The sequence below is a fragment of the Reyranella sp. GW821-FHT14A01 genome (genome assembly GCF_058803965.1).
The window spans coordinates 258,324-271,666 of sequence record NZ_JBXAPM010000004.1 but is presented as its reverse complement, the minus strand read 5'-3'; the positions used below and the strand labels follow the sequence as shown (position 1 = coordinate 271,666).

At 65.8% G+C, this 13,343-nt stretch carries 13 protein-coding genes; 3 read left to right on the top strand and 10 right to left on the bottom strand.

Annotation, left to right across the window (positions count from 1 at the left end; genetic code table 11):
* Positions 1-2: 2 nt before the first annotated feature.
* The 10 genes from AC1ROX_RS10165 to AC1ROX_RS10120 all read right to left on the bottom strand — a co-directional run bounded on the left by AC1ROX_RS10165 (position 3) and on the right by AC1ROX_RS10120 (position 10,458).
* Positions 3-941 (bottom strand): DUF58 domain-containing protein, encoded by a 939-nt coding sequence (locus AC1ROX_RS10165; RefSeq protein ID WP_493125003.1) that lies wholly within the window; start codon positions 939-941, stop codon positions 3-5.
* 15 nt (positions 942-956) lie between these two features.
* Entirely contained in the window at positions 957-1,931 is a 975-nt protein-coding gene (locus AC1ROX_RS10160; RefSeq protein ID WP_493125001.1) for an AAA family ATPase, read from the bottom strand.
* 12 nt (positions 1,932-1,943) lie between these two features.
* Positions 1,944-2,885 carry an HlyD family secretion protein gene (locus tag AC1ROX_RS10155; protein ID WP_493124999.1) on the bottom strand — a complete coding sequence of 314 codons (942 nt, stop codon included), beginning with the start codon at positions 2,883-2,885 and terminating at the stop codon, positions 1,944-1,946.
* A gap of 9 nt (positions 2,886-2,894) precedes the next feature.
* Complete coding sequence (locus tag AC1ROX_RS10150) at positions 2,895-3,125, bottom strand: DUF3302 domain-containing protein (RefSeq protein WP_493124997.1); 231 nt, start codon at positions 3,123-3,125, stop codon at positions 2,895-2,897.
* A 21-nt stretch (positions 3,126-3,146) separates the two neighbouring features.
* The gene (locus AC1ROX_RS10145) at positions 3,147-4,736 is read right to left on the bottom strand and encodes an arylsulfatase (RefSeq protein ID WP_493124995.1); all 1,590 of its coding nucleotides are present in this window, start codon (positions 4,734-4,736) and stop codon (positions 3,147-3,149) included.
* A gap of 35 nt (positions 4,737-4,771) precedes the next feature.
* The gene (locus AC1ROX_RS10140) at positions 4,772-6,415 is read right to left on the bottom strand and encodes an arylsulfatase (RefSeq protein WP_493124994.1); all 1,644 of its coding nucleotides are present in this window, start codon (positions 6,413-6,415) and stop codon (positions 4,772-4,774) included.
* Between the two features lie 113 nt (positions 6,416-6,528).
* The gene (locus tag AC1ROX_RS10135; protein WP_493124993.1) at positions 6,529-7,722 is read right to left on the bottom strand and encodes a cation:proton antiporter; all 1,194 of its coding nucleotides are present in this window, start codon (positions 7,720-7,722) and stop codon (positions 6,529-6,531) included.
* Between the two features lie 65 nt (positions 7,723-7,787).
* Positions 7,788-7,925: a hypothetical protein gene (locus AC1ROX_RS10130; protein ID WP_493124992.1), complete on the bottom strand. Its 138-nt coding sequence runs from the start codon at positions 7,923-7,925 to the stop codon at positions 7,788-7,790.
* 40 nt (positions 7,926-7,965) lie between these two features.
* Entirely contained in the window at positions 7,966-8,799 is an 834-nt protein-coding gene (locus AC1ROX_RS10125; RefSeq protein ID WP_493124991.1) for a VOC family protein, read from the bottom strand.
* Positions 8,800-8,820: 21 nt separating this feature from the next.
* Positions 8,821-10,458, bottom strand: coding sequence for an SMP-30/gluconolactonase/LRE family protein (locus tag AC1ROX_RS10120; RefSeq protein ID WP_493124990.1), 1,638 nt, complete (start codon positions 10,456-10,458; stop codon positions 8,821-8,823).
* A gap of 76 nt (positions 10,459-10,534) precedes the next feature.
* On the opposite strand from AC1ROX_RS10120, the gene AC1ROX_RS10115 reads away from it, so the two are divergent.
* The 3 genes from AC1ROX_RS10115 (at position 10,535) to ihpB (ending at position 13,215) form a co-directional block, all read left to right on the top strand.
* The gene (locus AC1ROX_RS10115) at positions 10,535-10,894 is read left to right on the top strand and encodes a hypothetical protein (RefSeq protein WP_493124989.1); all 360 of its coding nucleotides are present in this window, start codon (positions 10,535-10,537) and stop codon (positions 10,892-10,894) included.
* A 69-nt stretch (positions 10,895-10,963) separates the two neighbouring features.
* Positions 10,964-12,244: a TolC family protein gene (locus tag AC1ROX_RS10110; protein ID WP_493124987.1), complete on the top strand. Its 1,281-nt coding sequence runs from the start codon at positions 10,964-10,966 to the stop codon at positions 12,242-12,244.
* Positions 12,241-13,215, top strand: coding sequence for a divalent metal ion exporter adaptor subunit IhpB (gene ihpB / locus AC1ROX_RS10105; RefSeq protein ID WP_493124985.1), 975 nt, complete (start codon positions 12,241-12,243; stop codon positions 13,213-13,215). Before AC1ROX_RS10110 ends, ihpB begins: the two co-directional genes overlap by 4 nt.
* Positions 13,216-13,343 lie beyond the last annotated feature (128 nt).

Sequence of the window (13,343 nt, the reverse complement as noted above, 5' to 3'; positions counted from 1 at the left end):
GCTCACGCAGCCTTGCGCTGAAGGCGCCGCCCGAGCAGTTCGCGAAGCTGTTCGGCAACGTCGCGTCCGGTCGTGAGGGGCAGGACCGGGATGTCGTGGTCGAGCGAGAAGCGTCCCGCCCGATCACGGCGTTCGGCGAAAGCGCGCGCGTGCCGCTGCCGCAGGTCGCGGCTGGAAAGATCGGCTTCGATCTGCCTCTCGCCGTCGCTCATCACGGCGCGGCCGATGTCGGGCAGCTCGTCTTCCAGGGGATCGCTGACGAAGACAGCGAGCACGTCATTATGCGCTGTGAGCCGGGTGACCAATTTGGCGCTTTCGGCATCGGCGCCGTCATGGTCGGAGATCAGGCAGACCAGCCAGTCATGATGGGCAAGTTGCGCGGCGCGGCGGAGCGCCTCGTTGAGCAGGTTCGTTCCGTCCGGCCGTGCAGCGGTGGCTGTCAGCAGCCGGTTCTGCCGCACGATCTCGCCCAGGATGCGGCGCACGCCGGCATCGCGCGCCTCGGGCCGGATCTGCACCACGCCGCCTGCTTCGGAAAAGACGATGGTGCCGACGCGATCGCCCAGCGAGGCGACGCGGAACGCCGAGAGCGCGGCTGCCTCCGCCGCAACGACGGACTTCATGGCGCGTCGGCTGCCGAAGAACATCGACTGCCGCTGGTCGACCAGCAGCAGCACCGGGCGGTCACGCTCCTCGGTGTAGACGCGGACCTGCGGGCTGCCACGCCGCGCCGTCGCCGCCCAGTCGATGGTGCGGGTGTCGTCGCCCTCGAAGTAATGGCGCAACTCCTCGAAATCGAGGCCGCGGCCGCGCAGCCGCGAGGCGTGCCGTCCCGTGAGCAGCGAATGGACAGGCTGGCGCGGCAGGAAGCTGAAGCCGCGCGCGCGATGGCGCAGTCGCAACAGCTCGTCGAGGGTCACATGGGCGCGCGCCGGGCTCATCCGCCGACTCCTCCTTCAGGCCGCCACGGCCACCTGCTTCAGGATCTCGTCGATCACGCCGTCCTTGCCCACGCCCTCGGCGCTCGCTTCGTAGGTGAGCGTCAGGCGATGGCGCAGGCAATCATGGGCGACGGCCTGCACGTCGGTCGGCAGGACATGGTCGCGGCCGTGCAGCCAGGCATGCACGCGGCTGCATTTGTCGAGCGCCAGCGAGCCGCGCGGGCTGGCGCCGATGGCGATCCAGTCCTTGAGCCTGTCGCCGAACTCGGCGGGCCGCCGCGTCGCCGCGACCAGCGCCACGATATAGGCCTCGACAGCGGCGACGCTCTTCACCGCATCGATCTCGCCGCGCGCGTCGAAGATCGTCTTCTGCGGGACGGGCGCCGGCGGCCTTTCATGCGCGCCCTGCGTTTCCTCGCCCCGCACGAGCTGCAGGACTTTCATTTCGTCGGCGTCGCTCGGATAGTCGATGCGGATGTGCATCAGGAACCTGTCCATCTGCGCCTCGGGCAAAGGATAGGTGCCCTCCTGCTCGATCGGGTTCTGAGTCGCCAGCACCATGAAGAGGTCGGGCAACTTATAACGCTTGCCGGAGACCGTGACCTGGCGCTCCTCCATCGCCTCCAGCAGAGCGGACTGAACCTTGGCCGGCGCGCGGTTGATCTCGTCCGCCAGGACGAGGTTGCCGAACACCGGTCCCTGGCGGAACTGGAAGGTGCCGGCCCCGGCTCCCTGGCTGAGATAGATCTCGCCGCCGGTCACGTCCGAGGGCAGCAGGTCGGGCGTGAACTGGATGCGGCTGAAATCCGACTCTAGCGCCCGTGAGAGGCTCTTGATGGCGCGTGTCTTGGCGAGGCCCGGAAGACTCTCGACCAGCACGTTGCCGTTGGCCAGCAACGCGATCACCAGGCGCTCCACGACCCGGGCCTGGCCGATAACGGAGGCATTCACCCGTCGCTGGATTTCCCCGATCTGTTCACGTGCGGACATCGGCGAGTGACCTCAGAAAGGAAGGACGTAGTTCAGGATCGCGATCTGGCGCAGCAGGACCTTGCGGATCACATGGGTCGTTGTCATGCGGTCGGTGAAGATAGCGGCCGTTCCCGTGGAACCAGCCGGCAGTCGCCGCGTCAGTGCCGCATCGTCGAGGGCGATCTTCACGACGAAGGGCGTCGCCTGGATGGCCGACGGCGCAATGGCGAGACCGGACACCTGCACCTGCCCGGTCGACACCGCCTGCAGCACCTCCACCACCTTGCCGGCATGGATCTCGCCGGGCAGCAGCTTGAAGGTGACCTCGACCGCCTGACCGGGCGCAATGAACCGGGCATCGTTCTGGGCGATCTCGACGCCGATCGACGTATCGGTCGTGTCGATGAACGCCATGACCGGCGCCAGCGGCAGGCTGGCCACCCTCGCGCCCTTGCGCAGCGCGACATTGGTCACGTAGCCCTCGGCCGGCGCCCGCACCACCGTCTTGTCGAGGTTCCACTTGGCGCCTTCGAGCTGCGCCCGGAGCTGGTCGACGCTCGCCTGACGCTGCTGCACGTCGAACAGACGGCCCGCCTGAGTCCGCTCCAGCTCACCCATCTGGGAGAGTCGGAGTTCCTCGAACTTGAGCTGGGCAGCGAGCGCGTCGACCTGAGACTGGAACGGCACGGGATCGATGCGGAAAAGCACGTCGCCGGACTTGAGCGCACGGTTGGGAGTCGCTGAGACCTCGATAACCTCGCCCGCAACGTCGGGCACGATCGCGACCGACGGCCGGATCAGCAGCGCGGGCCCGCTGGGCGCGCCCCATCCCATCGGAATGAACAGGCCGAACAGCAGCAGCCCCAGCACGATGGCCGGCGAGACCTTCCAGAACAGGGTGAAGCGGACGATGCCGAGCTTCACCAGCGCAAAGAGCAGGACGAGGTAGACGTTGAAGATCGCGACAATCATCGCCGCTCCTCAGCGCCGGTCCCGCGGGACGTCGACATAGGCCCAAATCAGCACGACCGGCCACAGTGCGAAGCCAAGGAACAGTGTCACCCAACCCGCGAGTCCGACCGCCTCCGCCCAGGGGTGGTGCCGCGAGCGCGCAATGCGTCCCGGCAGCGATCCCGCGATCCAGACGATCGCGACCGCGCTCGCCGCCAGGACGGCGAGAACGATCCAGGCGAAGATGTCGAGCAAGGACATTACCGACGACCTGTAAACGGGCTATTTGGCCTTCATCGACGCATTGACCTTCTCCATTACCTGATCGATCGAGAAGGAGGCCGGCCGCTGGCGCGGTGGGAAGTCCTTGTAGCTTGCCATATAGGCCGCGACCTTGGCCGAGGCCGGCAGCAGCAGGTAAGCGCGCGGCATCATCCACGATTCGTAGTAGGCCGAGCCATCGAAGGCGTATTCGAACGGATCAGACATCAGGTCGACCACGACCGGCACGCGCATGTTGGTCGGCGGCATCTTCCAGACCTCGATGCCCTTGGCGAACTGCGCGATGAAGTTGTATTTGAATCGCTCGTCGCGATAGGCCATCAGCTCGCCATCGTCGCTGAAATAGACGAACTCCTTGCGCGGCGACACTTCGGTCTCGCCCTTCAGCACCGGCAACTGATTGTAGCCGTCGAGATGGACCTTGAAGGTCTTGGGTCCGACCTGCAGGCCATTGAGCAGCTTGGTCTTGACGTCGGGATCGCCGCCGGCGGCGGCAACGATCGTCGGCAGCCAGTCCTCGGCGGAGAACAGGCCATTGATGTTCGTCCCCGGCTTGATGATTCCGGGCCAGCGCACGACGCAGGGTACGCGCACCGCGCCTTCCCAATTGGTGTCCTTCTCCGAGCGGAAGGGCGACATGCCGCCGTCGGGCCACATGCTCTTCATGGCCCCGTTGTCGGTCGTATAGATCACAAGCGTATTGTCGGCGATCTTCTGGTCCTCGAGGAACTTCAGCAGGTCGCCAACCTGGCCGTCATGTTCGACCATGCCGTCGGCCTGCAGGCCGAGCCCGGTTTTGCCATCCGAAGCTGGCTTGAGATGCGTGAAGATGTGCATCCGTGTCGAGTTGAACCAGCAGAAGAACGGCCGGTCGGCTTTGACCTGGCGCTCCATGAAATCCTTGGCGCCGGACAGGAACTCCTCGTCGACCGTCTCCATGCGCTTCTTGGTGAGGGGGCCGGTGTCCTCGATCTTGCCGTCGGCCGAGGTCTTCAGGACGCCGCGCGGACCGAACTTCTTGCGGAACTCGGGATCCTTCGGATAGTCGGAATTCTCCGGCTCCTCCTCGGCATTGAGGTGATAGAGGTTGCCGAAGAACTCGTCGAAGCCGTGCGCGGTCGGCAGGAACTCGTCGCGATCGCCGAGATGGTTCTTGCCGAACTGGCCGCACATATAGCCGAGCGGCTTCAACATCTCGGCGATGGTCGGATCTTCCTTCTGCAGGCCGACCGTCGCGCCCGGCAGGCCGACCTTGGTGAGGCCGGTGCGGAACGGGCACTGGCCGGTGATGAAGGCGGCGCGGCCGGCGGTGCAGCTCTGCTGGCCGTAGTAGGTCGTCAGCACGGCGCCTTCGTTGCCAATGCGGTCGATATTGGGCGTCTTGAAGCCCTGCATTCCGCGGTTCCAGATGCTCAGATTCCAAAAGCCAATGTCGTCGCCGAAGATGACGAGGATATTGGGCTTGCGCCCAGCCGCGGGCGCTCCCTGGGCCTGCTGCGCCTGCACGGGCTTGAGGCCGGTGGAGGCCAGGACGGCCAGGGCCGTACCGCCGAGGAGAATATTGCGCCGGGATGTCTTGTTGCTTGCCATGTCATGCTCCTCGGTCAAGGGAAGATCGAGGCGCCCTACCGCGGGCGCAAATTCTCGACGTCCTTCAGCCTCTTCAGGGCTTGCTGTTGCTGCAGCAGGCCGTAATTGATACCGGAGGCATTGAGCGTACTGCCAAGCTGGTAAGGATACTGCTCAAAGTCGGCAAAGAGTTCCTTGATCTTCCCCTGGATCGGGACGAGCAGCCACATCTGGCGAGCCAGGAAATCCATCGCACCGCCTCCCTCTTTCATGCCACGCTCATAGGGATCCATGCGCAGGTTGGCGATCAATGCCCATGACGGCGTCTCGCGCAGCGCTGTCGCGATGTTGCCTTCGGATGCGATGGCAAAGCTCACCTTCCAGTCGTTCCAGCGCACGGCATTCAGATTGCCGCCCTGATCGAAGTAATAGATCGCGTCGCGCGGCCCCTCCTTCACCTCGCCCTTGAAGAAGGGCATGAAGTTGTAGCCGTCGAGATGGACCTTGAAGGTCTTGCTGCCGGCCTGATAGCCCGCCTTCATCTTCCCCACGATATCGGGCTCACCCGCCGCGGCACACAGCGTCGGGAACCAGTCGAGCAGCGAGATGATATCGTTGACCTGGGTGCCCGGCTTGATGACGCCGGGCCAGCGCACCATCATCGGGATGCGGAAGCCGCCCTCCCAGGTGGTGCCCTTCTCGCCGTGAAACATGGTCATGGCGCCATCCGGCCACAGCGCGATCTCGGCACCGTTGTCCGTCGTGTAGAGGACGATGGTGTTGTCGGCGATCTTGAGGTCGTCGAGCAGCTTCAGCAACTCGCCTACCATGGCGTCGTGCTCGACCATGCCGTCGGCGTGGATGCCTTTGCCCGTCTTGCCCTGCGATTCCTTCTTGAGATGGGTGAAGACATGCATGCGCGTCGAGTTGAACCAGCAGAAGAATGGCTTGTCCGCCTTGACCTGGCGATCGATGAAATCCTTGGCGCCGGCCAGGAACTCCTCGTCGATCGTCTCCATGCGCTTGGTGTTAAGCGGTCCCGTATCCTGGATCTTGCCGTCGGCCGACGTCTTCAGGACACCGCGCGGCCCGTACTTCTTCCGGAACTCCGGATCCTTCGGATAGAAATAGCCTTCCGGCTCCTCCTCGGCGTTGAGGTGGTAGAGGTTGCCGAAGAACTCGTCGAAGCCATGATTGGTCGGCAGGTGCTCGTCGCGGTCGCCGAGATGGTTCTTGCCGAACTGGCCCGTCGCATAGCCCTGCACTTTCATCACATCGGCGATGGTCGGCATCCACGCCTGGATGCCGTGCGGATCGCCCGGCATGCCGATGGTGAGCAGGCCGGTGCGGAATGGTTCCTCGCCCAGGATGAACGAGGCGCGGCCGGCGGTGCAGCTCTGCTGACCGTACGAATCGGTGAAGATCGCGCCTTCGGCGGCGATGCGATCGATGTTGGGCGTGCGATAGCCCATCATGCCCATCGTGTAGGCGCTGATCTGGGGCACGCCGATATCGTCGCCGAAGATCACCAGGATGTTGGGCTTGCGGCCGCCGGGAGGTTGCGGCGCCGGTTGTGGTTGCGCTTGCGCAATCTGCGGACCACCGAGCCCGACCGTTCCCAGCACCGAAAGGGCCGTGCCGCCCAGCAACAGGCTGCGCCGATTCGAACCGTTCGATTTGTCGTGCTTGTCGTCGCTCATGATGTCCTCCCGGTGTGGTGCACGCTACATCTGAAGCCAACGCTATTGGTCATATGCTGGACAGAAAACCGGCCGGCCGTCCATTCCCAAACACTGCTTAGCTGCAACGCGCGCTAAGCCATGGCCTTGAGACGTGCCGTCGCCCGCCCCGCGAGGACGAGGCCGAGCACCGACGACAGGATGACCAGGACGACGGTGGCGTTGAGCACCGGCTCGTCGATCAGTCGCTGACCCGCGGCATTCTTCGTCGAATAGGCAACCAGCGCCACGGCAAGCGTCGCGGCCACCTGCGGGATAGTGAGTCCGTACATGAGCAGACGATCCCAACTGGCATAGCCCAGACGGCGGCCAACGATCTCCGACGCCAGGAACTTCCCGCCGAACAGGGCGACGAGGATGCCCAGCACGAGCAGCGGTTGATCGCGCAGGGTGCCGAAGAAGACCTTGAAGTCGACGAGGAAGCCCGCGGCCACGAAGAAGATCGGGATGAACAGGGTCTGGCTCATCACCTCGAGCGAATCGTCGACCGGCGTCTTGCCGAATGCCTTTTTAAGCGCCACGCCCGCCAAAAAGGCGCCGATGATGCCTTCGAGATTGATCAGCTCGGCTCCCTGCGCCGCGATCGCCATCACGACGAGCATGATCAGCGCTCGATTGACCTTGCTGCCACCCATCGTCCTCAGCATCAGCGCCGCGAGCCAGCTCAGACCGATCAGCACTGCCGGCACGTAGACGGCAAGCCACAGGAGTTCCATCAGTACCTGCGCGGGATCGAAGCCCGAAACGTGGATGGGCAGGCAGATTGCCAGCACGAAGATCGACAGCAGGTCCGTGAAGACGGTGGCGCCGACCGTCACCACGACCGGCTCGCGCCCCATGAGGTTCGCCGCTTTCACCAGCGGCAGGCCGAGCAGCGTATGCGAGGCCAGCACCGCGCCGATCACGGCACAGGCATTGGCTGGATAGCCCATCGCCCAGCCGACACCGGCGCCCAGCAGGAACGGCAGGCTGAAGGTCGCGAGGCCGAACCTCGCCGCCTTGCGGCGCGCCCGGTTGAATTGCTCGATGTCGACTTCGAAGCCGGCGAAGAACATCAGCAGGAGCTTGCCGATATCGGCAAAGAACTGGACGATCTTGCCGTCGGGATTGAGGACGGCCAGAACCTGCGGACCGAGGATGATGCCGGCCAGGATGTATCCGACCGGACCCGGCAGCCGCAGGCGCTCCATCAGGCCGGGCAGCACGAGGGTGAGCATCAGCGTCAGCGCGAACGCCGTCAGCGACGGTAGATGCGCAAAGAACTCCAACCGGCTCCCCCTGCGATGCAGGTCGAAGCCTAGTCCACCGCTTCGATCGAAGCCACACGCCGGCCTCAGCGGCTCAGCAGCCAGAAGCTGCCGCCGCCCACGACAGAGATCAGCGCCAGCAGCAGGAACATCCGCAAGGTGCCGGTCATCAGATTGTCGCCCAGCACCTTGTCGAGCCAGTGATCCTGTTCGTCCGGGGTCACGCTACGCCTCCCATGCTCCGCTACACGGTTATTCTAGAACCTACCGCGGCGTCGCCGCCACCAGCTTGCGGCGGGCGTCGAGGGCGCCGTCGAAAACCTGCTTCACCGGACCCAGCGCCTGCACGAATTCGAGCTGCTCGCCTTCGGGGCCCTTGCAGTAGATCAGGCGCCAGCCGTTCGACTTGCCCTCGGTGATCGGGTTGCTGTTGGCGTCGAGGGGCGCGGCCTTGCGCTCGGCCTCGGTGCCGACGGTGATCACGCGGTTGGCGCGCACATGTGTCATGCCACGCTTGGCAGACTCCGCCTCGAGGTCGCGGATGAAGGTGTTGAAGTCGACATCGTCGCGGATGTGGAAGCAGATGTGCATCATGCGCGGAAAGGCCGGGCTCATATGATCGAGCGGCTCGGCGAAGCTTTTAGGGCCGCCCATCGGCTGGGCGGCGTCGCGATACTGCAGCAGCTCAAGCACGACATTGTCGAACTGGATGAAGCGCACATCCAATCGTTGCGCGCCGCCGCGCAGGTCGGGCACGCCGATGGTCGCGGGATTGACGCCGCGCACCTTGGCCTCGACGTCCTGGTCGGTCAGCAGCGTGTTGTGTATGCGCTCGCCCTGGAAGTCGCCGTCGCGCATCACCTCGGTGCCGCCCAGCACCTCGGTGTAGAACTCGTAGGCACGCTCCATGTTCTGGACCGTGAGGCCGAAATGCTGCACGCCCTGCAGGCGAGCACCCAGCCCGCGGATGCGCTGCGGCTCCTGCGCCGCCGCCGTTGCCGCGAGCCCCGTTGCCGCCACGCCCACGAGCATCGCGGCGCCCGCGGTGCGCAGCGCGTCGCGGCGATCAGGATCGCTCGGATTGTTGTCGTTGCTCATGTCAGTCCCTTCCCTGAATAGTTACTGCTTCGCCTTCCACAGGCGGATCGTGGCGATGGAAGCTTGCGTGTAGCCGGGCGGATCGGTCTCGCCGCCGAAAGCCGCCTTGCTGGTCAAGGTGTTAGTCGTGAGCAGGCCGCCGACATAGGGCGTCGGCAGGCCGCTCAGCGCGAGGTGGCAGCGCACCGGAAACAGGCCGGGCTCGGGGAAATCGATCATCAGGGCGAGGCATTCGCCCTTGCCCTGGAAGGTCATCGTGCCGAGCTTCACCTCAGCATAGAAGTTCTGCCGCGCGCGATCCTCGGTTGGGCCGAAGCAACCGCGCAGCTCGGCGACGCGCATGGCCTTGGCATCGGCCACCTTGCCGTCCTCGGCCTGCAGACGAAGGCTCCAGAAGGAGAAAAAGCGCTCGGCATCCGCCGGGAAGGGTTCGAAGCCGGTCTTCGCCGCGGCGCAAGCCTCCGCGGTGGGCTCGTGGCGCTCGCGGATGCTGCGCAGGATATAGATATCCTCAAGCGTCGCTTCCTTCTGCGGCGTCGGCAGCCAGCCGATCGCGTGTGCATGCAGGCTATGGATGTACCGACGATCGGCGGTCTCGGTCACGCCGGTCGTCTCGGGATAGGCCGCCGCGGGGTCCTGCAGGTCCTCGACGACGCGGCCGTCCTCGTCGATGGCGAAGACATGGCCGTAGGACTTGCCGAGCGGCAGCCAGGAGCGTGGCAGGCGCAGCAGCACCTTGCGCAGAAACGGCCGCTGCGCGAGGCTGTCGGCGGCGGGATTGCGCGGCTTGAACAGGCCAACCCAGATGCGGCCGTCGCGCCCGCGCATCAGATTGTCCGGATAGCCCGGCAGGTTATCGAGCAGGATGCGGGCCTGCGGCGAGCCGCTCGACACGTCCACATCGTTGGCGCGGCCGTCGATCTTCCAGATACGGTAACGGCCCGTCTCCGCGACGAACAGCGTGTGCCCGTCGTTGCCCAGCGCAATGCCGTTGGCGAAGGACAGGCCGCGCGCCACGATGCGCACCTTCTTCGTCCGGGGATCGTAGGCCAGCACGCGGCCGCTCGCCGCCTGCTCCAGGATGTCGAGCACGCTGGCTTCATAGGTGCCGCCCCACTTGGCAGGCAGGAAGCGCGTCGAGGCGTCGGTGAAATAGATCGTGCCGTCGGGCGCCACGACGACGGCGTCGGCATAACCGACGGGATCATCGGGTCCCACCTTGTCGACCAGCAGGCTCACCTTGCCGTCCGGGCTGACGAGCATCAGCCCCTTGATGGCATCGGCGGCGATCAGGTTGCCCTGGGCATCGAACGCGAAGCCCAGCACGCGGCCACCGGTGTTGGCGAAGACCTGTTGGTCGCTGCCGTCGGGATTCATGCGCACCAGGCTGCCGCTGCTCATCGCGGCGTAGAGCTTGCCGTCCGGCCCCAGGGCGAGATGCTCGGGCCCGTATTCCTGGCCGAGCGGAATGGTGTTCAGCCCGGAGAGGCGCGTGTTGGATGCGTGGGCGCCGACATAGCCCGGCGGCACGAGGGCCTGCCACGCCACCGGCTCCGCGGGGATCGGCCAGAAGCAGAGATAGGCCACGATGCCGGCCAGCATGAGGAGCAGCAAGAGTCCTGCCGTGCGGGCAACGCGCCAAAGAACGGAGGACGTCATCTTGTATCTCCCGAGTGCGTGGAAGGTAACATGCAATGGCCATCGCCCCAGCGGCATTTTGCCGATCCACTCTTCGTTGACCGAAGCGACCACGTGTTGTTCACTCCGCGCCGTGACGCGTCGCCTTCCCTCCCGACTCTTTCGGCTGTTCTGCGCGCTGGCGGTTGCCTTCGTCACGACGTTCCATGTCTGCGGCATCGCCACTGCAAGCGCAGAAACGCCGACGGCGATCTTTGCCGCCGCAGCGAACGATGGGCCGCAGGACGAAGCCGGCCTGTCCTCGGCCGAAAAATGTCATGTCTGCGCCACGGTCTCGCTACCGTCGCTGCTGGCCGTGGCGGACGCGCCGCTCGGCAAGGTCGCCGTGCAGTTTGCGCCGGTCCGTGACCTCGTCTCCTTCCAGACGTCTCTCTCCCCGCCGCCTCCCAGAGCCTGATCGCCTCACGTCGTCCGCCTGAAGCCTGAGCGCTTCGGGTCGTCTTCGTTCCTGCGATCGGGTCTTCTCATGCCTCCCCGTCTCTGGCTCTGCGCGACGCTTGCCGTCGTCGTGGCGCATCCGTCGATGGCTCAAACGAGCCAAGCCTCGGCACAGGCGCAGCGCACGGGCGCGCTGTCGCTGCCGCAGGCCCTGCGCACCGTGATTTCAAGCAATCCGCGCCTGTCGGTTGCCGACCGCACCATCAACATGGCGGACGGAAGGCGCGAGCAGGCAGGCGCGCTTCCCAATCCGACCGTCGGCGTCGAGGTCGACAACTTCGCCTATGGCCAGAACGGCATCACCAGCGGCGCCGAATACACGCTGCAGATCAGCCAGCTCTTCGAGCTGGGCGGCAAGCGCAACGCCCGCGTCCAGGCGGCGCTGGGTGACTACGACACGATGCGCTGGGAGCGCGAGGCCACCCGGCTGGAGCTGCTGTCGGAGACCGCCATCGCCTTCGTCGAGGCGCTGTCTCTGGAACGCAAGATCGCGCTGCAGGAGCGCCATGCGGTGGCCCTCGAAAGACTGGTGCCGCAGATGCAGAAGCGGGTCGAGGCCGGCGCCTCCTCACCGTCCGAAGTGTCGCGCACACAGGCCGCCGCCGGCATGGTGCGGCTCGACCGCGAGCGCGCGCGGATCGCGCTGAACGTCGCGCGGCGCGAACTCACGGCGCTGATGGGCCTCGACAAGCCGAACTTCGCCGCCGTCGCCGGCGACTTCGGGCGCATCGCGCGGCCGGCGCCGCTCGACAATGCCATCAAGGCCATCGAGGACAATCCGCAGCTCATGCGCTGGACGGCCGTCCGCGCCCGGCGCGATGCTGAGCTCCTATCGGCGCGACTGAAACCGCTGCCCGACATCACCGCCAGCGTGGCGTGGCGCCATTATGCGGAGTCCAGCCAGAACGCATTGCGGGTCGGCGTTTCCGTGCCGATCAACGTCATCGACCGAAACACCGGCGCCATCCGCGAGGCCCAGGAAGCCGCGCAGAAGACCGACGCCGAGAAGGCGGTGAACCGGCTGACCCTGATCGCCATCGTCGGCAAGGCGCACGACACGGCGACCGGCGCGCTGGTCCAGGTCGACCTGCTACGTCGGACGGTGCTGCCGGCGGCGCGCGCGTCGCTGTCGACCATCGAAGCAGGCTACGGCCAGGGCCGCTATACGCTGCTCGAGATCCTCGACGCTTACCGGACCGTGGCCGACGCCGAGTTGCAGGAGCATGAGGCGCTGGCGAGCTTCCACACCTCGATCGCCACCATCGAGGGGCTGACCGGCAGTCCCGTTCAGCTGGCGAGGGCGAAATGATGAAGTTCCTGAGATATCTCGCCATCGCGCTGGTCTGCGCAGGCGCGGTCGCGGCAGCCGCCTACTACGCTTTCGATCCCCGCTTCGCCAAGACGGCCGCGCCGGCCAAGGGCGGACATGGCCACGGCGAGGAGAAAGGCGGCCACGCGCACGACGAGGGCGTGACGCTCACCGACGCGCAGGTCGCGGCGGCCGGCATTGAATTGCTGCAGGCCGGACCGCGCGAGCTGCGCGACATGTTGCGCCTCAACGGCATCATCCAGCCCAACCAGGAAACGCTGGTGAAGGTGACGCCGCGCTTCCCTGGCGTGATCCGCAGCATGCGCAAGCGGCTGGGTGACAAGGTGAAGAAGGACGAGGTGCTGGCGACGGTCGAGAGCAACCAGAGCCTGACCAGCTACGAGCTGAAAGCGCCGATCGACGGCACGGTCATCGATCGCGACGGCACCCTGGGCGAGTTCGCCTCGGAGGCGAAGCCCCTCTTCACCATCGCCGATCTCTCCACCATGTGGATCGACTTCGCGGTGTTCCGCCGCGACTTCGGCCGCGTGCGCGCGGGCGATGCCGTCACCATCGATGTCGGCGACGGCGGGCCACCGATCGAGGCGCGCATCGACTATCTGTCGCCACTCGGCGCGACCGACACCCAGACCTCGATCGCGCGAGCCGTCGTGAAGAATGGCGACAACCGGCTGCGGCCGGGCCTGTTCGTCGACGGCCGGGTGCTGCTGTCGGCCAAGCCGGTCGATGCCGCGATCCGCACCAGCGCGCTGCAGACGATGGAAGGCAAGACCGTGGTCTTCGTGCGCGAGGGCGAGACCTTCGCCGCCCGCGAGGTCGAGCTGGGCGGTCGCGACGCCGACTGGGTCGAGGTGATCTTCGGCGTGCTGGCCGGCGACACCTACGCCGCGAAGAACAGCTTCGTCATCAAGGCCGAGTTCGGCAAGGCGGGAGCGGCGCATGAGCATTGAGCCCTTCCGCACCGTCTTGAGGGAAGAGGAAGGATCCTTCGCTTCGCTCAGGATGACACCCTCTTCCGTAGTGCACACACCGCGTCATCCCGAGCGTAGCGAGGGACCCTTAAAGTTCCACACGGGAT